Origin of the sequence: Serratia sp. BW106 (genome assembly GCF_002607755.1) — a bacterium.
Taxonomy (GTDB): domain Bacteria; phylum Pseudomonadota; class Gammaproteobacteria; order Enterobacterales; family Enterobacteriaceae; genus Serratia; species Serratia proteamaculans.
On record NZ_MCGS01000003.1, the window covers coordinates 134,776 to 159,318 of the forward strand.

At 56.4% G+C, this 24,543-nt stretch carries 23 protein-coding genes and 1 pseudogene; 13 read left to right on the forward strand and 11 right to left on the reverse strand.

Features of this window, described 5'->3' with window-relative positions:
- Positions 1-110: 110 nt before the first annotated feature.
- Together BEI65_RS02230 and BEI65_RS02235 are read right to left on the reverse strand one after the other, a co-directional pair.
- Positions 111-1,280: a histidinol-phosphate transaminase gene (locus BEI65_RS02230; RefSeq protein ID WP_099061931.1), complete on the reverse strand. Its 1,170-nt coding sequence runs from the start codon at positions 1,278-1,280 to the stop codon at positions 111-113.
- Positions 1,281-1,423: 143 nt separating this feature from the next.
- Positions 1,424-2,299, reverse strand: coding sequence for a LysR family transcriptional regulator (locus BEI65_RS02235; protein ID WP_099061932.1), 876 nt, complete (start codon positions 2,297-2,299; stop codon positions 1,424-1,426).
- A 126-nt stretch (positions 2,300-2,425) separates the two neighbouring features.
- Between BEI65_RS02235 and BEI65_RS02240 the strand changes: the two genes are divergently transcribed.
- Positions 2,426-3,676 carry an alpha/beta fold hydrolase gene (locus BEI65_RS02240; protein WP_099061933.1) on the forward strand — a complete coding sequence of 417 codons (1,251 nt, stop codon included), beginning with the start codon at positions 2,426-2,428 and terminating at the stop codon, positions 3,674-3,676.
- Here BEI65_RS02240 and BEI65_RS02245 read toward each other — a convergent pair.
- Positions 3,633-4,550: a DMT family transporter gene (locus tag BEI65_RS02245; protein WP_099061934.1), complete on the reverse strand. Its 918-nt coding sequence runs from the start codon at positions 4,548-4,550 to the stop codon at positions 3,633-3,635. The genes BEI65_RS02240 and BEI65_RS02245 overlap by 44 nt on opposite strands.
- A gap of 176 nt (positions 4,551-4,726) precedes the next feature.
- On the opposite strand from BEI65_RS02245, the gene BEI65_RS02250 reads away from it, so the two are divergent.
- Positions 4,727-5,596 (forward strand): helix-turn-helix domain-containing protein, encoded by an 870-nt coding sequence (locus BEI65_RS02250; RefSeq protein WP_099061935.1) that lies wholly within the window; start codon positions 4,727-4,729, stop codon positions 5,594-5,596.
- 18 nt (positions 5,597-5,614) lie between these two features.
- Positions 5,615-6,052, forward strand: a complete 438-nt coding sequence (locus BEI65_RS02255; RefSeq protein ID WP_099061936.1) for a glyoxalase — start codon at positions 5,615-5,617, stop codon at positions 6,050-6,052.
- Between the two features lie 52 nt (positions 6,053-6,104).
- On the opposite strand, the gene BEI65_RS02260 is transcribed toward BEI65_RS02255, so the two are convergent.
- From BEI65_RS02260 to BEI65_RS02280, 5 genes are all read right to left on the reverse strand, one after another.
- Positions 6,105-7,301, reverse strand: a complete 1,197-nt coding sequence (locus BEI65_RS02260) for a multidrug efflux MFS transporter (RefSeq protein ID WP_099061937.1) — start codon at positions 7,299-7,301, stop codon at positions 6,105-6,107.
- Between the two features lie 124 nt (positions 7,302-7,425).
- A complete protein-coding gene (locus BEI65_RS02265; RefSeq protein WP_099061938.1) occupies positions 7,426-8,640 on the reverse strand; it encodes a glycosyl transferase in 1,215 nt (404 codons plus the stop codon).
- Positions 8,633-9,463: a mannosyl-3-phosphoglycerate phosphatase-related protein gene (locus tag BEI65_RS02270; RefSeq protein WP_099061939.1), complete on the reverse strand. Its 831-nt coding sequence runs from the start codon at positions 9,461-9,463 to the stop codon at positions 8,633-8,635. Before BEI65_RS02270 ends, BEI65_RS02265 begins: the two co-directional genes overlap by 8 nt.
- Positions 9,464-9,694: 231 nt before the next feature.
- On the reverse strand, positions 9,695-10,027 hold the full coding sequence (locus tag BEI65_RS02275) for a type II toxin-antitoxin system RelE/ParE family toxin (protein ID WP_099061940.1): 333 nt from the start codon (positions 10,025-10,027) through the stop codon (positions 9,695-9,697).
- Positions 10,028-10,049: 22 nt separating this feature from the next.
- Positions 10,050-10,283, reverse strand: coding sequence for a type II toxin-antitoxin system Phd/YefM family antitoxin (locus BEI65_RS02280; protein WP_099061941.1), 234 nt, complete (start codon positions 10,281-10,283; stop codon positions 10,050-10,052).
- Positions 10,284-10,429: 146 nt separating this feature from the next.
- On the opposite strand from BEI65_RS02280, the gene BEI65_RS02285 reads away from it, so the two are divergent.
- From BEI65_RS02285 to BEI65_RS02320, 8 genes and pseudogenes are all read left to right on the forward strand, one after another.
- Positions 10,430-11,293: a GNAT family N-acetyltransferase gene (locus BEI65_RS02285; protein ID WP_099061942.1), complete on the forward strand. Its 864-nt coding sequence runs from the start codon at positions 10,430-10,432 to the stop codon at positions 11,291-11,293.
- Positions 11,294-11,539: 246 nt separating this feature from the next.
- Entirely contained in the window at positions 11,540-12,412 is an 873-nt protein-coding gene (locus tag BEI65_RS02290) for a MurR/RpiR family transcriptional regulator (protein ID WP_099061943.1), read from the forward strand.
- 18 nt (positions 12,413-12,430) lie between these two features.
- Positions 12,431-12,994 (forward strand): D-alanyl-D-alanine dipeptidase, encoded by a 564-nt coding sequence (gene ddpX / locus BEI65_RS02295; RefSeq protein ID WP_099061944.1) that lies wholly within the window; start codon positions 12,431-12,433, stop codon positions 12,992-12,994.
- Positions 12,995-13,029: 35 nt separating this feature from the next.
- Entirely contained in the window at positions 13,030-14,580 is a 1,551-nt protein-coding gene (locus tag BEI65_RS02300; protein ID WP_099061945.1) for an ABC transporter substrate-binding protein, read from the forward strand.
- Positions 14,581-14,628: 48 nt separating this feature from the next.
- Positions 14,629-15,646: pseudogene (locus tag BEI65_RS02305) on the forward strand (ABC transporter permease).
- 5 nt (positions 15,647-15,651) lie between these two features.
- Positions 15,652-16,539 carry a D,D-dipeptide ABC transporter permease gene (gene ddpC, locus BEI65_RS02310; RefSeq protein ID WP_099062081.1) on the forward strand — a complete coding sequence of 296 codons (888 nt, stop codon included), beginning with the start codon at positions 15,652-15,654 and terminating at the stop codon, positions 16,537-16,539.
- Positions 16,539-17,543 carry an ABC transporter ATP-binding protein gene (locus BEI65_RS02315; RefSeq protein WP_099061946.1) on the forward strand — a complete coding sequence of 335 codons (1,005 nt, stop codon included), beginning with the start codon at positions 16,539-16,541 and terminating at the stop codon, positions 17,541-17,543. Before ddpC ends, BEI65_RS02315 begins: the two co-directional genes overlap by 1 nt.
- The gene (locus tag BEI65_RS02320) at positions 17,533-18,480 is read left to right on the forward strand and encodes an ABC transporter ATP-binding protein (RefSeq protein ID WP_099061947.1); all 948 of its coding nucleotides are present in this window, start codon (positions 17,533-17,535) and stop codon (positions 18,478-18,480) included. The genes BEI65_RS02315 and BEI65_RS02320 overlap by 11 nt, the downstream gene beginning before the upstream one ends.
- A gap of 12 nt (positions 18,481-18,492) precedes the next feature.
- Here BEI65_RS02320 and lpxA read toward each other — a convergent pair whose 3' ends face one another.
- Entirely contained in the window at positions 18,493-19,281 is a 789-nt protein-coding gene (gene lpxA / locus BEI65_RS02325) for an acyl-ACP--UDP-N-acetylglucosamine O-acyltransferase (protein WP_099061948.1), read from the reverse strand.
- A 231-nt stretch (positions 19,282-19,512) separates the two neighbouring features.
- The gene (locus tag BEI65_RS02330; RefSeq protein WP_099061949.1) at positions 19,513-21,039 is read right to left on the reverse strand and encodes an MFS transporter; all 1,527 of its coding nucleotides are present in this window, start codon (positions 21,037-21,039) and stop codon (positions 19,513-19,515) included.
- Between the two features lie 117 nt (positions 21,040-21,156).
- On the opposite strand from BEI65_RS02330, the gene BEI65_RS02335 reads away from it, so the two are divergent.
- Positions 21,157-22,023: a LysR family transcriptional regulator gene (locus BEI65_RS02335; RefSeq protein WP_099061950.1), complete on the forward strand. Its 867-nt coding sequence runs from the start codon at positions 21,157-21,159 to the stop codon at positions 22,021-22,023.
- A 7-nt stretch (positions 22,024-22,030) separates the two neighbouring features.
- On the opposite strand, the gene BEI65_RS02340 is transcribed toward BEI65_RS02335, so the two are convergent.
- On the reverse strand, positions 22,031-22,312 hold the full coding sequence (locus BEI65_RS02340) for a YjcB family protein (protein WP_085116713.1): 282 nt from the start codon (positions 22,310-22,312) through the stop codon (positions 22,031-22,033).
- A gap of 293 nt (positions 22,313-22,605) precedes the next feature.
- On the opposite strand from BEI65_RS02340, the gene mrdA reads away from it, so the two are divergent.
- A complete protein-coding gene (gene mrdA, locus BEI65_RS02345) occupies positions 22,606-24,531 on the forward strand; it encodes a penicillin-binding protein 2 (protein ID WP_198404388.1) in 1,926 nt (641 codons plus the stop codon).
- Positions 24,532-24,543 lie beyond the last annotated feature (12 nt).

Below are 24,543 nucleotides of genomic sequence, written 5' to 3' on the forward strand. Positions count from 1 at the left end.
GGCAAGAATCTGAGTATAGCCATAATGGAGTGGTTTTCAGGATGAAAAAGGGGGTTGTCGAATGATAACCGCCAGCGAACTGGCGGCGGTGGTTTAGCGTATCAGGGCCACTATACCCAGCCCTTGGTACGGAACTCGTACAGGGTTTTGGCGACAAAGGTCATTTCCTGCGGCGTACCGAGCGAGATGCGACACCAGGCATCCGCCGGTGGGAAGGCGCGGCCAATCAATACACCGGCTTGCTTCATGTGCTGCTGGAACTCTTTCAGCGGCCCGCTGAGTTGGAGAAAGACAAAATTGCCTTCGGACGGCAGATAGGGAATTTTCAACGCTATTAATGCATCCAGCAGGATCTGGCGTGAAGTATCGTTACTTTTTTTGCTGTAAGTAATGAAGGCCTGGTCATCCAGTGAGGCCAGTGCGGCATCGACGCCGCAAAAGTTGATTTTTTCACCGGCAACGTGGTTGCTCAGATGCGCGACAATCGCCGGTTGAGCAACGGCATAACCCACGCGCATGCCAGCCATGGCAAAGATTTTTGAAAATGTTTTCAGCAGGATAACGTTATCTGCCCCTTGGCTGACTAATGGATTGACCGAACGAAAACGCGGGTCGTTAACAAACTCGGCGTAAGCTTCGTCGACAATGAACATGGTATTGGCCGGTTTGGCGGCGATCCAGGGTTCGATTAAATCGGCCGGTGTGATGGTCGCAGTGGGGTTATTGGGGTTGACCAGATAGACCAGCGACGGCCCGCTGTAGCTCGCAACCGCCTGTTTCAGGCCATCGATGTCAAACTGCCAGCCTGCGAGCATCGGCACTTTGGTGATTTTCATGCCGGCAATTTTGGCAAAGTGCTCGCCGTCGCCGTAGGTCAGCTCCGGGATCACCAACTGAGTATCCAGCGTGGCGTAAGCCTCTACGGCTGCACGTATCCCTTCAGACGACCCGGCAGTGAGCAAGATCGCGCTTTCCGGCACCTGATGCAGGCTGGCCAGCTTACTGCGCAGGGCGACGATCTCGTCCTTGGCATAGCGATTGGCTTTTACCACCGCATCGCGCGCCGCCGCTTGTGCCTTGGGTGACATGCCGAGTGGGTTTTCGTTGAAGTTTATGCGGATCGGATTATCTGCGGTGGGGGTGGTGAACGGTGCGTTACCTGATGCGACGTTCGCCAGTGCGCTGCGATTCAACCCTGCCAGTGCGATACCGCCGGCCAGGGCCCCAGAGAGTTTTAATAACTGCCTACGCTTAACGTTTAAGGTGTTGCTTTCTTGCATGTGTCCTTTCTCCTTTTTATAAAGTTGCAGGGAGAACAGGCAGAAAACATGCCAACTTTTAATATGTTGATTTTTAATAGTTAAAATTATCTGGTGCACTATAGTGCACCAGCGTAAGTCAATAATTGCACCGTGACACGCTTTTACTTATGCCATTCAGCGTCTTCCTTTCTAAAAATATCCTGCAAAAATTCGCTTATCGCTCGAACGCGCGCCGAGGCACGGACGTCGGCATGCGCAACCAGCCACAATTCCTCTGTAAATACATCCTTCGGCATTTGCGTTTGAACCAGTCGATCATCATTCCTCACCATAAAGCAGGGTAAGACGGCTAAACCGATACCCATTTTGGCTGCTGCATATTGTGTCGCGACACTGTTGGTGGTTAATACCGGATCATGGCTATGTCCATGCTTTTCCATCCACTGTGCGGCGGGTAGATGTGCATAGGTTTTATCCCAGCAGATGAAGCGCCTTTCCTCGGGCGAGTACCGGGTAAGGTAATCCTGATTGGCATACACCGCAGAGGCCATATTCCCCAGTTTTTGGATCACTAAATTGCCATGTTCGGGGCGCACCAGACGCAAAGCTAAATCGGCCTGATAGCGCGGTAGATCAACCATTCCGATACCGGTGATCAACTCCAGCCGTAACCTGGGATAGCGTGCGGCCAATAACGGTAGAGCAGGAATGATAATCCGGGTGGCCATAGTTTCGGCAGTTGCCAGCCGGACAACGCCGGCAACGGTAGCGTCCAGGCTGGATGAGCCCTTTTCCAGTTCAAAGATCCGCACTTCAACCTGTTCGGCTCGTGCCAGAACGTCGTGCCCATTGTCCGTCAGATAATAGCCCGTGGCATGGCGTACAAATAACGCAGTACCAAGGCTTTCTTCCAGTGCTGCAACCCGCCTCGCGACTGTGGATTGGCTGACTCCCAGATCTTGTGCTGCACCGGTCAGGCTGGCGTGCCTTGCGACACAAAGGAAATAACGCAGATCGTTCCAATCCATATTTTTCATTTTTAGAAAACCAATTGGCAATTATTTCTATAGTTACGCAAAAAACGAAAGCTAATAATAAAACCCAGACGTTGATTGATCGAGCCTTTAATGGCGAGTCTTTTTATTTTGCAAAAGGAGTATCACATGACAGACCTTACCTCAGCCAATATCGGGGTTGTGCAGCGCTATATTCGTGCATTTGGAAAAGGGGATGTTGATGGGGCGTTGCGACTGATGACCGACGATGTTGTGTGGCATGTTGACGGTGTCACCCAGGTTTTAACCGTTGGATTACTCAAGGGGCGTGAACGTGTGCGCGAGTGGCTCCAGTCATTCCCTGAGCGTTTTCAACCGCGGGTGTTCCGGTTGGATAACTGGTTGGCGTCGAATGATAGCGTCATGGTGAGCGGATATTTCCGCCACCATGTGATTTCTACCGGCCGCAGTGTAGGCAGCGATTTTATGCTTTATTTCCGGATCCGTGATGGTTTGATAGCACGTTATCAGATTTTCGAAGACTCAGCGTTGCTGGCGCGCGCTTTTGATTCTACCCACGATTGGGAACGACAGAGGATCCGCCTGAATAACACCGAGTACGCCTATTCGGATCGTGGGGAGGGGCCCGTGCTTATTTTTGCCCATGGTCTGTTTGTCGATCGCAATATTTTTGCCGAGCAGGTCGCCGTGCTTGAAAGGCATTATCGCTGCATTGTCCTTGATATGCCGGGCCACGGAGAAAGCAGTTTTAATCACCTGGGGTGGTCGCTGGATGATATTGCAGAAGATTTAGCGTTAATGATTAACGAGCTTTCCCTTGGCCCGGTGATATTCATTGGGCAAAGCCAGGGTGGGATGGTTGGGATCCGCTTGGCTGCACGGCATCAGCAACTGTTGTCCGGATTGATATTGATTGGAACCAGTGCGCGTGAGGAATTCTCGCAACGCCAGGCTGACTGGGCGCGTTTAAAGACGATTATCTCGCAGGGTAGCGTTGAAGATTGTGAGGCCGCTTTTCTGAAGGTGCAGCAACAGGTAAATGCACCTGATTGGCGGCTTAATCATCCGCAGACCATGGCGAGAGAACGGGCGGTGATGCTGCGACACGACCGCAGAGGTTTAACGCTGGCGATTGATGCTGCGGTGATTGCACGGACAGATTCCCGTGATCTGTTGTCGCTGATAACGGCACCTACGCTGGTCATTTGTGGGACGCAAGACCTTGCCACGCCACCGGAACTCAGTGAGGAGATGGTGGGTGGTATTGCTCATGCCAGTCTATTAATGATGGGTGGCGTAGGGCATCATCCTCCTTTGGAGGCCGCCAGCGAACTGGTGGTGGCCATTGAGCACTTTATTCGGGTAACGTTGCCGCCCGGCGACGCCACAAAGCCGTGAGCCTGCCCGGTTTGGCGAACATCACCAGATTGCCCAGCAGGATCAGGCACAGGCCAATCACCGCATTGAGGTGCCACTGGTAGCCTTCGTAAATTGTCGAAATACTCAGCGCCACCAGAGGGAACAACAGGGTGCTGTAGGCCGCTGCGCCGGCACCGATACGACCCAGCAGGCTGAAATAGGCGGCGAAGGCAATCACTGAGCCGAATATCGCCAGATACAGCAGTGAGCCGATATAGCGGTTGCTGAACTCAATCTGGAACGATGCGCCCTGAGCCAGGGCAATCAGCGCCATCAGGATCGCGCCGTAGCTCATGGCATAGGTATTGGTGGACAGAATATCCAGACCGCGCCGCTGGTGACGGGCACTGATCATATTGCCCAAAGAAAATCCGTAGGTGCCCAGAGCGCTCAGTCCGATGCCTTTCAACAGCTCCGGTGCCAGTTGTGTGGCGACCAGATCCTGCCAGAACAGGGCGACGATCCCGGTCAGGCCCAGCACCGCCGCCGGCAGCAGGTTTGGGCTGGGCCGTTGGCGGAAGAACAGCATGCCGTTAACGGCGTTGAACAGCACCGCCATTGAGAAAATCACCGACTCCAGTCCGCTGCTAATATAGGCAGCGGCATGGTAGAAACAGTAAAAGTTAAAGCCGAACACGCAGCAGCCTTGCAGGATGCAAAACATATGATCGCACGGGGCAATACGGCGCAGGCGGCGTGCCAGTAGCAGAATCACCAACATCACTCCCGCAGCAACCACAAAGCGGTAACTGATGGAAACGGGAATGGCTACAAGCCCTTCCTGCTGCAAGGTAATCGCAATCCAGGTCGTGCCCCAGATCAGCACTACGGCAAGGTACAACAGCGTGTTCATCATAGACTCCAGTAAACAATAGACCGGCTCAGTATCCGTTGTTGCAGGCCGCCGTGCTTTCAGCGCTTTGCGTACAATTGCATATTCTTGCGCTTTTTTTGGCAAAAGCGCGGGCTGACGGCTGGTGTGGCGCAGTGCCTCTCTCTACACTGGAGGGATTGAGAAACGGAGGCGCGATGTCCAGCTACAAGGCGTTCGAAACACTGCGGGAGCATAACGCGCGGTTGCACAACAGTGTGCAACTGGGTTCTGGCGTGGAATTGGCCGCCTGGTCAAACTGCAACGATCGCATTACTCAGGAAAGCGCCAATCACCATACGCTGAGCCTGTATGTCGCCGACGGCTATGAGTGCTATCAAAAGGTGCCGGGTGGCTGGAAGAACGGCGGTGGGCCGGACCGTTTTTGTATTATGCCGCGTCAATATGAATCTACCTGGGATGTGCGCAGCGATTTATCTTTCGTGCATCTATACTGCACCGACCAACACTTGCGCCAGGTGGTGGAGCAAATCTGGGATCGCAGCCCGGCGTCAATTAACCTCGAACAATGCGCCTTTGGCGAAGATCCCCAAATCACGCTGCTGTATCGCCAGTTTTTACTTAACTGCAATTGGCAAGAACGTGCCAACCAACTGGCGCTCAGCAGTGCCACCACTTTGCTGATGTCGCACCTGGTGCAGCGCTATAGCCAACTGCAATGGGCGATGCCGCAGGTGCGCGGCGGTCTGGCCCCGGCGGTCGCCAGACGGGTGAAAGAGTATATTGAGCAGCATCTCGACCAGCCGTTATTGCTGGCAGACTTGGCTGCGCAGGCCGGACTGAGTGAGTTCCATTTTGCTCGCATGTTCAAACATGACACCGGTCTGGCACCACACCAGTTTGTCATGCGCGCACGGCTGCAGCAGGCGGAAAGACTGTTGTGCCACAGCCTGCTGCCGTTGACGCAGATTGCGCTGGAGTGCGGTTTCAGCTCCTCCAGCCATTTCAGCAACCGTTTCAAAGCGGCCTACGGAATTGCCCCGATGCAAATGCGTTTGGGGCGTTGATAACCAACAGGAGAGAACATGGAACAGCAGTTCGCAGGACTAGGCGTGTTGTTTGTCGCCGGATTTGGGCCGATTACCCAACAAACTGAGCACAGCAAGGCGTTTTATGCTGACGCGCTGGGGCTACCGCTTAAGCCGATGGACGGCAATGCCGATTATTTGTTGACCGAGCATGGCGCGCTGGAGGGGGTGAAGCACTTTGCTCTGTGGCCATTGGCGCAGGCCGCACAGTCGTGTTTCGGTAGCGATCAATGGCCGGCCGATTTACCGGTACCCCAGGCGTGGATGGAGTTTGACGTCGCTGATATGGCGCTGGCGACGCAGGGGTTGATTGATCGCGGTTATCGTTTGCTGATCGCCAACCGTAAAGAGCCCTGGGGTCAGAGTGTTACCCGGTTGCTCAGCCCGGAAGGGCTGTTGATCGGTGTGACCTTTACCCCCTGGCTGCGAGATTAACCGTTGCCAACGTTTTTTAAGAACGACAGGGCCGCGGTGGTGGCCCTCTTGATCACTTCCGTACGCCCTCGACCTTGTTAAACTGGCTACGTACCTGCAGGCAGTTAATCAGCACCAGCACCGCCGTTACCGCAAACACCCAGCGGAAGCCCATCAGTGCCGAAACGCCAGAGCCAATTAGCGGACCCACCACATTTCCAAGATACATAAACGACTGGTTATAACCGAAGATGCGGCCAGTGACCTGATCGGAAGAGTACTTCAGCAGCAGCGTCTGCACGGCAGGCATCAAGGCGCCGTCGGCAAAACCCAGCAGAAAACGCAGGATCCCCAGCTGTAGCGGTGTTTCCACCCACGCCATGATGGCGAACAACACCGTGGTTAACACCAACGCCGCCAACAGAATACGTGCGGTACCGATACGATCGCCAAGTCGGCCGAGGCTCGGTGCGGAAATCAATGCGGCAACGCCGGGAACGGCGGCGATCATGCCGCTAATAAAGGCTATATTGCCGCTATCACCGGACAAATCCTTGATAAACAGCGTCAGAATGGGACTGATGGAAGAGTTGGCCAACTGGATCATCAGTGTGCTGATAAACAGCGTCACAATCAGCGTCGGATAGGGCAGCGACTGGAATACCGCTTTGCCGCTTAGCCGATCGGCTTTTTTCACCTCAATACGGCGTTCTTTTATCAGGAACAGGGTGATCAGGAAACTGACAAACATCAGCCCGGCGGTGACGAAAAACACCACGCGTAACCCCAAATGGTCAGCCATCAGGCCGCCCAGCAGTGGACCAACGATCACTCCGGTCACCGGGCCGGTAGACAAGGTGCCCAAAGCCCAGCCGCTTTTATCTCGCGGCACCTGCGACGCAACCAGCGCCATGGCATTGGGGATATAGCCGGAGGTCAGGCCCATCAAGGCACGCAGCGCAAACAGCTGGTATACGTTGGTCACCATGCCTTGCAGCGCAATCACGACCGCCATCCCCAGCGAAGCACGCAGCAGCATCAATTTACGTCCTTTGCGGTCAGCCAGGCTGCCCCACAGCGGTGATACCAGCGCCGAGACCAAAAAAGTGCCGCTGAACACCAGACCGGACCAGATGCTCAGCGACTGGTGGCCGCTGACGCCGAGCTGTTCGATATACAGCGGCAGAAAAGGGAGGATTTGGCTCATTGCCAGCCCGGTGAAGAAACAGCCGAGCCAGACCGAGATCAGATTGAGTTTCCACGCTTCCATCAGCTTGTCGTACCACTTTGAATTAGGAGGGATTTATTGAGCAGAGTAATAATAACACCGGTTATCAGGCGCTGCTGGGCGAAATCAGTGAACAAAAGTAAAACCCGCCAAACGGCGGGCGCGTTTACTGCTGATTATCTTGCTCCACGGCGTCATACAGCCGCTGCAGAATGTCCGGGAAGGCGGACTGTACGCGGTTCCAGCTCGGCACAAAGGGTTTGTCACCGGGATTTTCGCTAAAGGCGTGACCCGCCTGAGAAATGACCCGGGAGAACAGCTCGACCGCCGATTCTTCACTGTGACGATCGAAGTCCAGACCGTTCATTTTGGCGTCGTGCTCGAAGGCGTCGATCATATCCAACGCGGTGCGGTAATAAGTGGCGCGCAGTACGCGGAAAGAATCACTGGTGATCGGCACCCCCTGGATCGCCAGCTTGCGATACAACGCCTTGGTAATGTCGCTCGCCATACGTTGCAGGCCGGTGTTCGGGTCATCTTCTGACATTGGCTGATGCTTGTGGTCGTAATGGTCGGCGATATCGACCTGACAGATGCGGTTGGTGGCGGTATTACGGTGGATTTCCGACAGCACGCCAATCTCCAGGCCCCAGTCGCTGGGAATACGCAGGTCATTGAGGATATGGGTACGCATGGCGAACTCGCCGGAGAGCGGGTAGCGGTAGCTGCGCAGATAGTCGAGAAAATCCGAGTTGCCATAGACCTTTTGCAGTGATTTCAATAGCGGAAACACCAGCAACCGACCCACGCGGCCATTCAGCTTGCCGCCGGCCACCCGTGCGTAATAGCCCTTGCAGAAGTCGTAATGAAACTGCGGGTTGGCCACCGGGTACAATAAGCGCGCCAGCATGCGACGATCATAGGTGACAATGTCACAGTCGTGCAACGCCACACAGCTGCTGCGGCGCGATGCCAGGGTATAGCCGACGCAGAACCACACGTTGCGGCCTTTTCCCGGCTCGTTGGGTGCCAGTCCTTCGGCGCTGAGCTGTTCGGCAATCGCCGTCAGGCGCGGCCCATCATTCCACAAAATCCGGTGGCGCTGTGGCAGGCGCGAGAAGAATGCTTTGGCGTGCAGAAACTGCTGATGGTTGGCGCGATCCAGGCCAATCACGATTTCCTCCAGATAGGGCACCTGTGCCAGCGTATCGACGATCTTGTCCAGCGCCGGGCCTTCCAGTTCGGAATAGAGCGAAGGCAAAATCAACCCCATGGTGTTGCGGCCGGAGAACACCTGCAGCTCATATTCCAGCTCGGCCAAGTCACGTTGGGCCAGATTGTGGAAGTTGGTGATGATGCCGTCCTGGTAAAATTCACTCATGTTGAGATCTCCCGTTAAGCAGAAAATGATCCAATCCTTCGCACCAGCCCTGTGGGCCTTGCTGTTGCGTGCGGTACAGCCGGCCGGAGAAGTCGTTCGGTAAGTTAAGCGGTTGGGCCTGCTGGCCGCGGATCAATACCGCCAGATCGCTGGCGTGCAGCAAGGAGAGATCATTGGGGCCATCGCCCAGACTGAGGGTGGTTAAAGGTTGACGCCGAATTAATTGATAACGCGCGGTCAGCCAGCGGGCAGCATTGCCCTTGCTGACCTCTTGGCTCATCAGGTGATAAAAGCGCCCCCCCTGGGTCAGATGCAGGTCGTGTTGCGTCAGCAGGGTGCGAAAGTGTTCAAGTTGGCGATCGGTGCCTGCCCAACGAAGCGGTTCAGAACCGGCACGTTGCCGTGCCTGGCGGGCTTGCGTCAGGGTTAAGCCGGTCCAGTCTGCCACCGTCGCGGCATCCACATCGGCAAATCCCTGGAAGGCGAAACCGGTCTGGTGGCGCAATGCCCGCAAGGTTGCCGTCAGGCTGTGGTAATCGGCCCCCAGGGTTTTCGCCGGGTAGTCGGGTTGGTCGTGCCATCCCTCGGGAAAAACAATCTGCGCGCCGTTTTCGGCAATAAAGGGCCAGTGGCTCAGCCCCAGTTGCTGTTGCAACGTGCAGACCTCGGCGGCGGTTTTACTGGTGGTGATGATCAGCGGCGTCTGGGCCTGTGCCAGACGATCCAGCCAGGGCTGCGCCGCTTGCCAGCGGTAGCTGTGGTGATCCAGCAGTGAACCGTCCAGATCGGTAAAAATTAACAGGTCGGGACTCAGTTTCAGCATTTCATCTCCATTCTATCGTGCACAATTCGCTGATAAATAGGCGGATTACTTTGTTTTAACGCGGGATACCAAGAGGGGGATTTATCGCCGCACGCATCTTAAAACTGTGATGCAAATCACAATTAACCCTAACGGGTTATCGGCGAGGGCGCAAGTTTTGGCCACCGCGGGTGGCAGGGAACCTTTGTTTTTGCGTGGCAAAATGAGGGAGTATCAGGGAGCCCGGTGGGCTTAGGGCGCAATCAGTCGATTGAATAATATTTGCTGAATATCCTGCTTTTGTGCAAGAAAAGCGTGCACGGTAATGAGTGAATCTTCGAGCGAATAGATGACGCGAGAGCCATTTACCGTATTACATTCACGGTATTTATCGCAGCCAATTTTTAAAAGTTCAGGGCATATCTGACAACCGGTGGAGAACTGACTTACCCTTGCTTCAAACGCGTTGATGATTTCGCCCACGACAGGCATCGGAGGGACATTATTGGCTTTAAGATAACGGATAATCTCGACCAGGGTGCTTTTTGCCGTTGCGGTATACTCAATATCAAGCTGTTCCTTCATGCGACATCTCCTTTTTACCGCATTAGTTATCTATATCAGCCAGTAACTGGTCGCGGGTATAAACTTTCCCTTCTTTTTTGTCTTTTTCGGACAGCGTTAGCAATTTAAGCAGGGCAATAGCGTCATCCCGTTGCCTGCGCTCTTCATAAGACTCGATCACATAAGCCGGTGTGCCATTTTGCGTAACCAAAATAGGTTCAGACAAATCGAGCGCGGCGGCGTGTTTCTTTACATAGCTAATGGTTTCAACTTTCATACTGATCTCCTTGCAGAACGAATGTGTCAAATTTAGTCCATATTAAGACCACAAGCAATGCGCCAGACAGAACCAAATCTGATACTTTGTGATAGGGCGATTCTCGCCACCCACTGACCCTATGTTTATTGAATCAGGAGGCAAACGTGCCCCAGGAAAATCAGACCATTAAGTTGCGCCCCATGGTCGAAACAGATCTGCCGGCCGTATTCGGGCTATCACAGCAGGTGCAGTGGCCCCATCGGCTGGAGGATTGGCAGCAGGCGTGGTCGTTGGGGGGCGGCGTCATTGCCGAGGCCAGCGGTGAGGTAGCAGGTTGTGCGCTACGCTGGCTGTGGGGCGAACACCGTGCCACGCTGGGGCTGGTGATTGTCGCCGAGCAGCACCGGGGGCAAGGCATCGCCAGGGCGATGATGCAGCAGTTGATGGCACCATTGAGCACTTTTCAGCTGCAATTGGTGGCCAGCGATCAGGGCAAGCCGCTGTATCAGCAATTGGGGTTTGTCGAACAAGGCCCCCTGGCGCAGCATCAATGCCGGGAGTTGCCAGTACGCGATGCCGCACCTTTGCCAAACGGGCTAAGTCTTCGTCCGGCTTTACCTGCGGATATTGCCTTATTGAGTGAGCTGGATTTGCTTGCCAGTGGCATGCAGCGTCAACCGCTGTTGGTAGAGTTACTGGCAAGTGCCGGGCAGGCGCTGGTGCTGGAGCGGCAGGGGATTGCCGTCGGTTTTGCCCTGCGGCGTCGTTTTGGTTATGGCAGCATGATTGGCCCGGTGGTGGCGTCAGATCCTGCCGACGCGATCGCCTTGATTGACGCCCTGTGCCAACCCTGCGGTGGTCAGTTCGTGCGGGTGGATACGCCCCAGGGCAGCGGCCTTGGCCCATGGCTGAACCAGCGCGGTCTGCCTTGCGTGGATACGCCTACTATTATGGTTCGTGGCACACCTCATAGTCCGGATTGTCATCTTGCACAGACTTTTGCACTGGTTTCGCAAGCCTGGTCATAGAATTGAAATTAAGGGTTCACGGCGGTGCATTGCCAGATGCATTGCCCAAATGTTGTGCAATAGTTATCAACTGATGACTATGTTGTAACCGCAGGATCTGCCGTTCCTGCACCGCCGTCCGCCGCCGCGCGAGAATTTTTCCCCAGTAGTCCGCAATTGGCACAGGCCATGCATTGTCATCATCAATCTCTGTTACCTGAGTAACAGAAGGTGGCTTGGTGACAACTCAACAACAGCGGGCGAACTATGGCAGAGCATCCTGATGTGATCGCGCAAATAGAAGCGTCATTTGCGGTACAGACCCCGACCGGCAAACGCATCGCCGGTTACCTGCTGGCCAATCTGGCGCAGGTGCCGTTTGAAACGGCCGACAGCATCGCCCGTAGCACCGCCACCAGTGGCATATCGGTGGGGCGCTACCTGCGCAGCCTGGGTTACCGCAATCTTGATGATTTGAAACGCACGCTGCGTGAACAGGGGACGGCACTGTACCAGCCCTGGGGCGTGACCGATCGCCTGGGAGCTTATCGCCAACGGCGTGAACAGCCGCAGCCGCAAAAGCTTCGTCAGTCGTTAACGCTGGAGCTGGAGGCGATCGAACAGGTTTATCAATTGGCCGGAGGCGAAGCCTTTGCTCAGGTCAGCCGACAGTTGGCGCAGGCGGAAGCGGTATTTGTGATCGGCATTCAATCGACGCGCGGCATCGCCAACGCCTTCTACAGCCACCTGGAGTACCTGCGCCCCAAGGTCTACTACGCCGACGGGTTGTCCGGCACCTATGTGGAATCACTCAACTCTGAGTTCAGCACGCCTTATCTGGTGCTGACCGACACTCGCGCTTATTCCACCATCGCCCAGAAATACTGTCAGGCGGCCTGTGCGCGTGGGCTAAGGCTGGCGCTGATCACTGATATTTACTGCCCGTGGGCACGGGATTACCCGATTGACCTGCTGCAGGTGAAAACCGATACCGGCCAGTTTTGGGATTCGCTGGCGCCGTTCAGTTGCCTGTTCAACCTGTTGTTGTCTTCGGTGTTGGAACAGGGCGGCACAGCGGTGGAACAACGGCTGGCCAATAACCGCAGCCTGCAAAAAGAGCTGGGGCAATTTGAATCTTAACCGCTATGGGAAAACGCAATGAGTGACAATGTAACTTTAATCGATCTGGCTGAGGCCTTTCCCGGGTTGCCGATCGATTTGAAATACGCCAGCGCCGACAATCTGACCGGCCGGGCGATTTACCTGGAAAACCGCTGCCTGTTGCATCCCGATGCACTACCGGGGCTACAGCGCTGCCTGTTGGCGGCGAAGCTGGCCGGTTTTTCCTTGCTGGTGTTCGACGCCTATCGGCCGCAGCGGGCGCAGGCGCTGCTGTGGCTGGCCTGTCCGGACCCACAGTATGTCACCAGCACACAAACCGGTTCGCACCATAGCCGCGGCGTGGCGATCGACGTGACGCTACTGGATGCCGACGGCGCGGCACTGGATATGGGCACCGCCTTTGATGAGATGAGCGAAGGCTCCCACCCGTTTTACCCAGATTTCCCTCCGGAGGTGCAGCGCAACCGGCTGCTGCTGAATGCGGTGATGGCCGCCGGAGGTTTTCGCGGTATCGCCAGCGAATGGTGGCACTTTGAGCTGCCCAACGCCGGGGATTACCCGCTGCTGGCCGATCGCTTCGGCTGTTTTTCTTACGATTAAAACAACACACATTCAACGCATCAGGAGCTTTGTTTATGAATAAGATCAAATACGCCGCTCTGGCGGCTGCAGTGACGTTGGGCCTGGCGGTAATAGGTCCGGCGCAGGCGGCGGTCCCCAAGGACATGCTGGTAATTGGCAAGGCGGCCGACCCGCAAACGCTGGATCCGGCGGTCACTATTGATAATAACGACTGGACGGTGACTTACCCGGCCTACCAAAGGTTGGTGCAGTACAAAACCGAAGGTGGCAAAGGCTCGACCCAGGTGGAAGGTGAGCTGGCCGAGAGCTGGACGGCTTCTGACGATCAGTTGGTCTGGACCTTTAAACTCAAACCCGGCAACAAGTTTGATGATGGTTCGGACGTCAATGCCGAAGCGGTGAAGTGGTCGTTCGAACGCCTGATGAAGATTGGTCAGGGCCCGTCCGAAGCCTTCCCGAAAGATTTGCAGGTCACGGTGGTGGATCCGCTGACGGTACGCTTTACCTTGAAAACGCCGTTTGCGCCGTTCCTGTACACCCTGGCCAACGACGGAGCCGGTATCGTTAACCCGGCGATTGCCAAGGCCAATCCGGCGGATGAGGGCAAAGCCTGGCTGGCCAACCACAGCGCCGGTTCTGGTGCTTACAAGCTGGATCGTTGGCAAAAAGGCCAGCAACTGGTGCTGGTGCCGAATCCACATTACAGCGGGGCCAAACCGGCGTTTAAACGGGTGACGGTGAAAATCATCGGTGAAAGCGCTACCCGCCGTTTGCAATTGACACGCGGTGACCTGGATATTGCCGAATCGCTGCCGATTGACCAACTGACGGCACTGAAGAGTGAAAACAAGGTGGCGGTCAATGAGTATCCGTCACTGCGGGTGACCTATCTGTACCTTAACAACGGCAAAGCGCCACTGAACCAGGTCGATCTGCGCCGCGCTATTTCCTACGCGGTGGATTACCAGGGCATGGTGAAGGGCATCCTCGGTGGCAACGGTAAACAGATGCGTGGCCCGATCCCGGAAGGCATGTGGGGTTACGATGCCAACGCGCAGCAATACAGCCAGGATGCGGACAAGGCCAAGGCGGCTCTGGCTGCGGTGAAGGATAAACCCGCTTCACTGAACTTCCTGTACTCGATCAGCGACCCAAACTGGGAGGCGATTGCGCTCTCGGTGCAGGCCAGCCTGGCGACGGTGGGCATCAACGTCAAACTGGAGAAACTGGCCAATGCCACCATGCGTGACCGCATCGGCCAGGGGAATTACGACATCGCCATCGGCAACTGGAGCCCGGATTTTGCCGACCCCTACATGTTCATGAACTACTGGTTCGAATCCGACAAGAAAGGGCTGCCGGGCAACCGTTCGTTCTACAGCGATCCGCAGGTAGACGCGCTGTTGAAGAAAGCGGTCTCGGTGTCCGATCAACAGGTGCGTACCGCCGATTACCAGGCGGCGCAGAAAATCGTCATCGACCAGGCGGCCTATGTTTATCTGTTCCAGAAAAACTACCAGGTGGCGATGAACAAAGACGTGAAGGGCTTTGTGTATAACCCGATGCTGGAGCAGGTGTTCAACGTTGGGCAGATGAGTAAGTAATCTTCTTCGGGCAGCCGTTTGGCTGCCCCTGCACCATGGGAAATCGCTATGAACGTTTGGAGCCTTATCCGTCAGCGTTGCTGGGGGTTGGTGCTGGTGATGTTCGGGGTGTGCGTGATCACCTTTACCATCTCGCACCTGATCCCCGGCGATCCGGCCCGGCTGCTGGCCGGTGACCGTGCCAGCGAGGAAATCGTCCAGCACATTCGCCAGCAACTGGGCCTGGATCAACCGTTATATGTGCAATTTGGCCGCTATGTGCTGGATCTGCTGCATGGCGATCTGGGTACCTCCATCCGCACCGGCCGCCCGGTGCTGGAGGAATCTGCGTGCCTTCTTTCCCGCCACGCTGGAGCTGGCTTTTTGCGCCTTGCTGCTGGCAATAGTGCTGGGGGTGCCGCTCGGCGTGGTGTCGGCGGTTTATCGCAATAAATGGCCCGATCATCTGGTACGACTGCTGTCGGTAACTGGCATCTCCACCCCGGCGTTCTGGCTGGGGCTGGGCGTCATTATCCTTTTTTACGGCCAACTGAATCTGTTACCCGGCGGCGGCAGGCTGGACGACTGGCTGGATCCGCCCACCCATATCACCGGCTTCTACCTGCTGGACTCCCTGTTGACCGGCAACGGCGAGGCGTTCTGGAACAGCCTGCAGCATCTGATCTTGCCCGCGCTGACGCTGGCGTTTGTTCACCTCGGGGTGGTCGCGCGGCAAATCCGCTCGGCGATGCTCGAACAACTGGGGGAAGATTACATCCGTACTGCGCGCGCCAACGGCCTTTCACACTGGCGAGTGGTACTGGGTCATGCATTGCCGAATGCGTTGATCCCCTCGGTAACGGTGTTGGGGCTGGCACTGGGAGATCTGCTCTACGGTGCGGTGCTGACCGAAACGGTATTCGCCTGGCCGGGCATGGGCGCTTACGTGGTGGATTCTATACAGGCGCTGGATTTCCCGGCGGTAATGGGCTTTGCGGTGGTGGTGTCCTTCGCCTACGTGATGGTTAATTTGATCGTCGATCTGCTTTACCTGTGGATCGACCCGCGAATGGGGGGCGAGGGATAATGACGATGACTCAAATCGAACAACCGTCGGCAACACAACCGACCTTACGCTTTATCAGCCTGCGACGTGCCTGGTACCGGGTGCGGCGTAGCCCGCTGACGCTGCTGGGCGCCGCCATCATGATTGTCGTGCTGTTCCTGATGCTGTTCTCACCGTGGCTGGTACCGCACAACCCGGATGCGATTGACCTGACCGCGCGCTTGCTGCCGCCTTCTGCCAACCACTGGTTCGGCACCGATGAAGTGGGTCGAGATCTGTTCAGCCGGGTGCTGGTCGGCAGCCGACAGTCGGTGGCCGCCGGGCTGGCAGTGGTGGTGCTGGCGGGGGGTATTGGCTCGCTGCTTGGCTGTTTCTCCGGCGTGATCGGCGGTACGGTCGATGCACTGATCATGCGTTGCATGGACATCATGCTGTCGGTGCCTTCGCTGGTGCTGACCATGGCGTTGGCGGCGGCGCTCGGGCCCAGCCTGTTCAATGCCATGCTGGCGATTGCGGTGGTGCGTATTCCGTTTTATGTCCGACTGGCGCGTGGCCAGACGTTGACGCTACGCCACCAGGCCTACATGCAGGCGGCGCGTACCTTTGGCGCTTCCCGCTGGCACCTGATCGGTTGGCATGTGCTGCGTAACGTGATGCCGCCGTTGGTGGTTCAGGCGTCGCTGGACATTGGCACCGCGATCCTGATGGCGGCTACGCTGGGCTTTATCGGCCTGGGTGCCCAGCAACCGACCGCTGAATGGGGTGCGATGGTGGCCAACGGCCGTAACTATGTGCTCGACCAGTGGTGGTATTCAGCCTTTCCCGGTACGGCGATCCTGATCACCGCCACCGGCTTCAACCTGTTCGGCGACGGTCTGCGCGACCTGCTGGATCCTAAAGCTCGGGGGCGCTGATGAGTGAAACTACCGTTTTATCTATCGATGAGTTGCAACTGGAATTTCCGGTCTACGGCGGCAGCGTCAAAGCGCTGAACCGTGTCTCACTGCAGGTTAAGGCCGGTGAGATTGTCGGCGTGGTGGGCGAATCCGGCTCCGGCAAGTCGGTGACCGCGATGATGACCCTGCGCCTGCTGGCGGAGGACGGCTACAGCGTGACCGGCGGTTCGCTGGAGATGTTGGGTACCGACGTACTGAAGGCCAGCGAGCGACAAATGCGCCAACTGCGGGGGGCCAGGGTGTCGATGATTTTTCAGGAGCCGATGAGCGCGCTGAACCCGACGCGCAAGATTGGTCGCCAGATGTGTGAAGTGATCCGTCTGCATCAGCGGTTATCGGCGGCAGCGGCCCGTGACAAGGCGATCCAACTGCTGCGGGAGATGCAAATTGCCGATGCGGAGCGGGTGATGGAGCGTTATCCGTTTGAGCTGTCCGGCGGTATGCGCCAGCGGGTGCTGATCGCCATGGCATTCTCCTGTGAGCCAGAGCTGATTATCGCCGACGAACCCACCACCGCACTGGACGTCACGGTGCAGCGTCAGGTGCTGCGTTTGTTACAGCAGAAAGCGCGCGCCAGCGGTACGGCGGTGCTGTTTATCACCCATGATATGGCGGTGGTGTCGCAGCTTTGTGACCGGGTGTATGTGATGTACGCCGGGCACGTGATTGAAAGCGGGGTTACCGCCAGAGTGATTGAACACCCGAGCCATCCGTATTCCATTGGGCTGTTGCTGGCGGCACCGGAGCGCGCCGAACCGCGCAGCCTGCTGCGGGCTATTCCCGGCACGGTGCCCAATCTCAGTGCGTTGCCGCCGGGCTGTGCCTTCAGCAACCGCTGCCGCTACGCCGACGCCCAGTGCCAACAAACCCCGTCGCTGCTGCCATTGGCCGCTGAACCGACCCAGCGGGTGGCCTGCTGGCATCCGCAGTCAATCGAACTGGAGGTAAGAAATGAACCTTGAAGCGCTGCTGGAATTGCGCGACGTGCGGCTGCGCTTTCCCGCCAGTTACAACTGGCGCGGTAAGCCGCGAGAGTATGTGCATGCGCTCAATGGGCTGGATCTCAATATCATGCGTGGGGAAACCCTGGGTATCGTCGGCGAATCCGGCTGCGGCAAAAGTACGCTGGCGCAGTTGCTGATGGGGTTGTTGAAGCCCAGCAGCGGCGAACTGTTGCGTGCACGTAACCAAGGTTCCTGGTTTGGCAGCGGCATGCAGATGGTGTTTCAGGATCCGCAGTCGTCGCTCGATCCACGCCTGCCGGTGTGGCGCATTATCACCGAACCTGTGTATGTACAGCAGCATAACAGCGTGACGCAGCGGCGAGCACAGGCGGCAGAACTGGCGCAACAGGTCGGTCTGCGGCCGGAGGCGATTGACCGGCTGCCGCACGAGTTTTCCGGCGGGCAGCGCCAGCGCATTTCCATTGCTCGTGCGCTGTCCTCACAGCCGGATATCATCGTGCTGGATGAACCGACCTCGGCACTGGATATCTCGGTGCAGGCGCAGATCCTCAATCTGCTGGTGGAACTGCAACGCCAGCGCAACCTGACCTACGTGCTGATCTCGCATAACGTCTCGGTGATCCAGCACATGAGCGACCGGGTGGCGGTGATGTATCTGGGGCAAATCGTTGAGCTGGGGCCGACCGCGCAGGTACTGCGCCAGCCGCAGCATCCTTATACCCGGCTGTTGCTGGATTCGGTGCCCCGTGCCGGCCGTTCGCTGAGCGACAGCGCCATTGAAGATCGCAAGGGTGAACTGCCGGGTAACCGCCAGTTACCCCTGGGCTGCTTTTTCCGTGAACGCTGTCCCTACGCTGGAGAAGGCTGCCAACTGCCACAAAACCTGCGCGTCAATCTGGCAGGTACGGCGGTGCGTTGCCATAAGGTGGCATAACGGCCTCTTTGATCAGCGGATAATACCGCGCGTCGAACGTGTAAAGAAATCGTGGAACAGGCTCAACAGCGGGTATTCCACGCTGAGGTGAATGACTTCTTGCCGGACATCCTCCAGCGCCATGGCCCGGTGGTAGATCATGTCATACAGCGAGTGAATCACCCGCTGCTGTTGCGGGTCGGCGGCCAAAAAAGCCGGGGCGGACAGGTGTACACCACCGGGTTTGGCGCGCTGCCCCGCAGCCAGTACGAAAGGCGGTAGATCTTGCACCGCCAGGGAGTGGTCGTCTAACCGCGCATGGGCACCGATAATGCAAAATTGATGTATCGCGCACCGGGCGCCGATCCAGGCGGCATCGCCCAGTTCAACATGCCCGGCCAAACCGCTGTGATCGCCGAGGTAAGTGCCGTCACCGATGATACAGTCGTGGGCCACATGCACATTGTCGCGCAGATCATTGTCATTACCGATAATGGTTCGCTGGCAGCCTTGTAGCGTCCCGCGATGCAGGGTGGCATATTTGCCGATGCGATTGCGATCGCCGAGGGTTAGCGTGGTCGGCTCACCGGCATATTTCAAATCCTGGCTGGCTTCGCCGATCGAGGAAAACGGGCCGATAATATTGTCTCGGCCAATGCGTGTCAGGCCATTAATCACCGTGTGTGAAGCGATCGAGGTGCCTTCACCAATCTCAACGCCGGCAGAAATAAAGCAAAAGGGGCCGATACGCACGCGGGCACCGATAATCACGCCGGGCTCAATCACACTGTTGTCGGCAATACGGGCAGAGGGAGAAATCATGACGCATCCTGATGGCGGCGCGTGGCTATCCATCAGCCATGCCAGTCATCGGTTAATTATTAAGCCGGATTCTGGATTAATTAAGGAGGGAACAGGAAAGTGTGGGCAGGAAGTTTGCCTTCCCGTCGGTGTGACAAGGTTGTCTGGGGCCAGCATAAGCCCCAGTTGGTCTCAGACCACCCGATTATATTTTATTTATTTTATGAACCATTCAGTCATAGCGAGATGTTATTACCGGGGGAGTGCGGCTGCAGTTTTCCAGGGGGCGAAAATCATCAGGCTGGCAGCAGCCAACGCCCAGGCACCGAGGCCGCCGTACAACATCACCAGGCCAAAACTTTGCGTCAACGCAGCATGACCCAGGGGGGCCAAGGCATCCCATTCGGGGAGTGTTTTCAATGCGGTGAGATTACCCGCCACTATCTGCTCCGCCACCGCACGTAGCGGCAAGGTACCGAATGATTCGGGCAGCGTTTGTCGCAGGCAAACGTCAACGCCCGCCAGCAAGATAAAACCCATGACGGCAATATTGACAGCCAACGCGATCATTCTGGCACTCATGTCTATCCCGGAGGCCATGCCGGCGCGGGCATTCGACACCGAACCTGTGGTGGTGTTGGTCACCGGGGTATTGGTGATCCCCAGGCCGATGCCGGCGATAAGTAACCCCGGCAGCATAGCCAATCCGCCGGCATGTTCGCCGCTGCTACCTGATTTCATCAGCAGGAAGCCCAATCCAAGCGCGAATAGCCCCGAGGGGATCACGGTTCCAGGGCGGTAACGCAGAGCTAATCGCTCACCCACCGGGGGGAAGACAAGCGTGGGAAGCGTATAGGCGAGCAGCGACAAACCTGTGGTCAGGCTGTCATAACCCAGCCCAATTTGAAAATAGAGCGGCAGGTAGATCATAAAAGGCCAGAAGCTGAAATTCATGCCGATGGATCCCATCAGCGCCCCGGAAAATTGCCGATTCCTGAACACGGAAAACTCAATCATCGGATAGGGGCTGCGTCTCTCAACCCCGATAAACAGCAGCAGGCTGAGGGCTGCAGCCAGAAGGATCCCCCCGGCGCGAACGCTGGTGAAACCGAATCCCGCCCCCTGAGTGATAAAATAGACCAACCCAAAAACCGACAGCGACAATGTGACGATCCCCAGACTATCCAGTTTTGCCGCCTGAGGATCGCGGGATTCTTGCACGCTGAAAATCACCAGTAACAGTGTCAGAGCGGCGATGACCACATGAATCAAAAATACCCACTGCCAGTTGGCGATCGCCACGATAACGCCGCCGATCGCCGGCCCAAATCCTAACCCAATGCCAAAAACGACGCCCCAAATGCCGAAGGCCTGGCCACGCTGTTTGCCGTTCTGAAACTGATGCGACAATGCTGCTACCTGGCAAATCAACATGGCGCCGCCCGCCATGCCTTGCATAAAGCGGCCCACGATCAGCATCGTCGAGCCGTTGGCCAGGCCGCAGAGTAAGGAAGTGAGGCCAAAAGCGACAATGGCGATGATGAAAACTCGCCTGCGGCCAAAACGGTCGGACAGCGTTCCGGTGGCCATCATCACTGCGGTACAGGCCAGAGTGTAGGCATTCATAATCCACTGCATTTCGCTGAAATTGCTGTGTAATACCCGTTCCAGCGTCGGCAGTATCACCGGCACGCTGGAGATTTCCAGGCCGAACATCAGCGCGGCGAGGCAAATTGCCGTTAATGCCAGTCTGTTTTTACTGGTGTGAGAGAGCGTCATGAATTTTTCCACAAAAGAAAGGTTACGGAAACGAGTAACCATTCTGGATAAATGATTTGCATGATAGAAATGATTTAATTTATTGTTATTAATTAAAATCCATCATGTAATCATCCTATGAACATTGACCCGACACTGCTGCGCACCTTCGTTGCGGTTACCGAAACCGGCGGCTTTACGCGCGCTGCGCAGCAACAGAATCTGACCCAATCCGCGGTCAGTCACCAGATCCGTCGGCTTGAGGAGCAGATTGGCCGACAGTTATTGCACCGTACTACGCGCCGCTTGACGCTAACCGAAGACGGTGAGGATTTGCTACGCCACGCCATGCAAGTTTTACATGCGCTCGACGCCTTGCGGCGGCGCTTTGAATCCTCACCCGTGTCGGGAGTCGTACGCTTTGGCCTTGCGGAGAGTTTTCTGGGGGAACGATTGCCGCCGTTGTTATCCCAGTTCGCCCGGACTTTTCCTGCGGTCAGGTTGGAAGTCAATGTCAGTATCGGGCTGGATCTTTGTGGGATGGTGAAGGGCAACGAACTGGATTTGGCCGTCGTGATGTCGCTGGCTAACCATATTGAGGGCCGGTTATTGCGGAGGACGCAATTGGTGTGGGTAGCGGCTGAGACATTCAGCCTTGAGGGCACGTCGTTGCCGCTGGCATTGTTGCCCGCGCCGTCGGTCAGTCGCGAGGCCGGGATCGCCGCTTTGGAAAGCAAGGCTATCGAATGGCATACCGCCTTCACCTCACAAAGCCAGCAAGGGCTACGGGCGGCCGTGCTGGCGGGACTGGGCGTTGCCGTCATGGCAAGCGGCGATGTGGCGCCGGGAATGAAAGTGATCGGCGACCAGTACGGGCTACCCGAATTGCCCGACATCGATTTCACCCTGATCGTCAACGGCGCTGAACCTGGCGCGGCTGCGCAGGCATTCTGCAAAATACTGCTGGAGATGTCGGTGCCGTTGCCTGCCGTTGAGGGAGATTAAATGCGGCTCAGGGCATGGGCCAGTCGGTGGGAGTGTTGCTGACCACTTCGACATACATGTCCCAGGCGTGGGACCAGAAAAGCACAAAACCTTCCTGACTGAAGCTGATGCCCATCAAGCCCATGACGAACCAGCAGGTGGTGAACAACCCCAGGCTGCTGAACATAAATGCCATACCGTTGCGGCTGGTCTTACGGCAAACGACGTTTAGCTGGCTGGCCATAAACATCATAACGGCGCTCAGTAACTCCCAGCGCATCATAATAAAACCTGTGGCAATGGCACTCATCGAACATGGTCCTTGGAAAAAGCCGCAACCGGCAGGGCGCCGGGAGGTTTGTGCGGGCAAAAATGGAATAGTGTGATCTGTGTCACATTGTAGCACTGGCGCAAACGGCGGCTCAATCCCTGAGCGGGAGAAAAATCGGCATTTGGTAACATTCCAACATGCTGAAACATTTATGCCATTTCATTAGCAACCTTTTAATGGGGCGCCTTCGGCAATAACGCTATGCTTGCCGACTTTTCACTGCCCTGATTTATCTTGGGAAAGTGTGACGTCAGACAGGTAGCTCGCCACGCATGGCCCTATTACAAGATAAAATTCGTGACCATTCCGCAGAGGAAATGCTGTTTATCCGCCGTGCCAGTGTGGCTATGGTGCTGGTTGTCGCCTGTTTTGGTGTACTGGTCGCCAACCTGTACCGTTTGCAGATTAAACAGCATGGATTTTACCAAACGCGATCGAATCAAAACGACATTAAAATGGTGCCGATTGCCCCCAGCCGCGGGCTGATCTTCGATCGCAATGGCACCCCGCTGGTGCGCAATATTACGCTGTACCAAATCCAGATCATTCCCAGCAAAATCGACAATATGACCGCGCTACTGCAACAACTGACGCCGATTGTCGATCTGACCCCCGAAGACATCACCGCCTTTCGCGATGACATGCACCACAATGGCCGCTATAAGCCGGTGACGCTAAAAAACGGGCTGACCGAAACGGAAGTGGCGCGCTTTGCCGTCAATCAATACCGCTTTGACGGGGTAACCATCGATACCTATCAGCAACGTGAATATCCCTATGGTGCCGAGCTGGCGCATGTGGTGGGTTATGTATCGAAAATCAATGATGGTGATTTGAAACGGTTGGATAAAGAAGGCCTTAGCGAGAACTATGCCGCCGATCACAATATCGGCAAGCAGGGCATTGAGGCTTACTATGAGTCTGAGCTGCACGGTACCACCGGCTATCAGGAAGTGGAGGTGGACAACCACGGCCGGGTGATACGCCTGCTGAAGGAGCAGCCACCGCAGGCCGGCAAGAATATCTACCTGACACTCGACTTGCGGTTGCAGCAGTACATTGAATCCGTGTTGAAGGGGCAGCGTGCGGCGGTGGTGGTTGAGGATCCGCGTGACGGCGGCATTCTGGCGATGGTGTCCAGCCCCAGTTACGATCCCAATCCTTTCGTGAAGGGCATCAGTTATCCCGCTTACAAGTCTCTGCTGGCTAACCCCGATTTACCGCTGATTAACCGCGTTACGCAGGGGCTGTATCCACCGGCCTCCACCGTGAAACCCTACATGGCCACTTCTGCGCTGTTTGCCGGGGTGATCACCCCCAACACCACTTTCTTTGGTGCTCCGACCTGGACCTTGCCGGGCACCCAACGCCGTTACCGTGACTGGCTAAAAAGCGGCCACGGCATGCTGAACGTGACCAAGGCGATTGAAGAGTCTGCCGATACCTTCTTCTATCAGGTGGCGTATGAAATGGGCATTGACCGTATTCACAGTTGGCTGAGTCAGTTTGGTTACGGTCAGGCGACCGGGATCGATCTTAATGAAGAGTATCGTGGCGTGCTGCCAAGCCGCGAATGGAAGCAGCGGGTGCATAAAAAACCCTGGTACCAGGGTGACACCATCTCGGTAGGGATTGGCCAGGGATATTGGGTCGCCACGCCGATCCAGATGGTGAAGGCATTAACCACGCTGATCAATAACGGCAAGGTGAAAACACCGCATCTGCTGTATTCGATGAAGCAGGGCAACCGGGTCAGCCGCTATCAGCCGCCGGTACAAACCGCGCAGATTGGTGATGCCAAATCACCGTATTGGGGCATCGTACGCAACGGCATGTACGGCATGGCCAACCTGCCGAACGGCACCGGTTACAAACTGTTCCACACCGCGTCATACCAAATCGCCGCTAAGTCCGGTACTTCACAGGTGTTCGGTCTGAAAGAAAATCAGACCTATAACGCCAAGATGATCCCAGTGCGGTTGCGCGACCATATCTTCTATACGCTGTTCGCCCCCTATAAAAATCCGCGGGTGGCCATGGCACTGATTTTGGAAAACGGCGGCGGTGACGGCGTGGTTGCAGGGCCGACCGCCCGGGCGATCCTCGACCATATTTTTGACCCGGCTAATGCGCCACAGGCTGCGGACGATCGGCAAGTTAAACCGGAGTTAAACGACAGTGCGGACGTGCAACCCTAAACGCGTTTGTTT

Bases quoted from the DNA above. Each gene is read 5' to 3' on its own strand.
- BEI65_RS02230 (WP_099061931.1), bottom strand. From the start codon at position 1,280: ATGCAAGAAAGCAACACCTTAAACGTTAAGCGTAGGCAGTTATTAAAA.
- BEI65_RS02235 (WP_099061932.1), bottom strand. From the start codon at position 2,299: ATGAAAAATATGGATTGGAACGATCTGCGTTATTTCCTTTGTGTCGCA.
- BEI65_RS02240 (WP_099061933.1), top strand. From the start codon at position 2,426: ATGACAGACCTTACCTCAGCCAATATCGGGGTTGTGCAGCGCTATATT.
- BEI65_RS02245 (WP_099061934.1), bottom strand. From the start codon at position 4,550: ATGAACACGCTGTTGTACCTTGCCGTAGTGCTGATCTGGGGCACGACC.
- BEI65_RS02250 (WP_099061935.1), top strand. From the start codon at position 4,727: ATGTCCAGCTACAAGGCGTTCGAAACACTGCGGGAGCATAACGCGCGG.
- BEI65_RS02255 (WP_099061936.1), top strand. From the start codon at position 5,615: ATGGAACAGCAGTTCGCAGGACTAGGCGTGTTGTTTGTCGCCGGATTT.
- BEI65_RS02260 (WP_099061937.1), bottom strand. From the start codon at position 7,301: ATGGAAGCGTGGAAACTCAATCTGATCTCGGTCTGGCTCGGCTGTTTC.
- BEI65_RS02265 (WP_099061938.1), bottom strand. From the start codon at position 8,640: ATGAGTGAATTTTACCAGGACGGCATCATCACCAACTTCCACAATCTG.
- BEI65_RS02270 (WP_099061939.1), bottom strand. From the start codon at position 9,463: ATGCTGAAACTGAGTCCCGACCTGTTAATTTTTACCGATCTGGACGGT.
- BEI65_RS02275 (WP_099061940.1), bottom strand. From the start codon at position 10,027: ATGAAGGAACAGCTTGATATTGAGTATACCGCAACGGCAAAAAGCACC.
- BEI65_RS02280 (WP_099061941.1), bottom strand. From the start codon at position 10,283: ATGAAAGTTGAAACCATTAGCTATGTAAAGAAACACGCCGCCGCGCTC.
- BEI65_RS02290 (WP_099061943.1), top strand. From the start codon at position 11,540: ATGGCAGAGCATCCTGATGTGATCGCGCAAATAGAAGCGTCATTTGCG.
- ddpX (WP_099061944.1), top strand. From the start codon at position 12,431: ATGAGTGACAATGTAACTTTAATCGATCTGGCTGAGGCCTTTCCCGGG.
- BEI65_RS02300 (WP_099061945.1), top strand. From the start codon at position 13,030: ATGAATAAGATCAAATACGCCGCTCTGGCGGCTGCAGTGACGTTGGGC.
- ddpC (WP_099062081.1), top strand. From the start codon at position 15,652: ATGACTCAAATCGAACAACCGTCGGCAACACAACCGACCTTACGCTTT.
- BEI65_RS02315 (WP_099061946.1), top strand. From the start codon at position 16,539: ATGAGTGAAACTACCGTTTTATCTATCGATGAGTTGCAACTGGAATTT.
- BEI65_RS02320 (WP_099061947.1), top strand. From the start codon at position 17,533: ATGAACCTTGAAGCGCTGCTGGAATTGCGCGACGTGCGGCTGCGCTTT.
- lpxA (WP_099061948.1), bottom strand. From the start codon at position 19,281: ATGATTTCTCCCTCTGCCCGTATTGCCGACAACAGTGTGATTGAGCCC.
- BEI65_RS02330 (WP_099061949.1), bottom strand. From the start codon at position 21,039: ATGACGCTCTCTCACACCAGTAAAAACAGACTGGCATTAACGGCAATT.
- BEI65_RS02335 (WP_099061950.1), top strand. From the start codon at position 21,157: ATGAACATTGACCCGACACTGCTGCGCACCTTCGTTGCGGTTACCGAA.
- BEI65_RS02340 (WP_085116713.1), bottom strand. From the start codon at position 22,312: ATGAGTGCCATTGCCACAGGTTTTATTATGATGCGCTGGGAGTTACTG.
- mrdA (WP_198404388.1), top strand. From the start codon at position 22,606: ATGGCCCTATTACAAGATAAAATTCGTGACCATTCCGCAGAGGAAATG.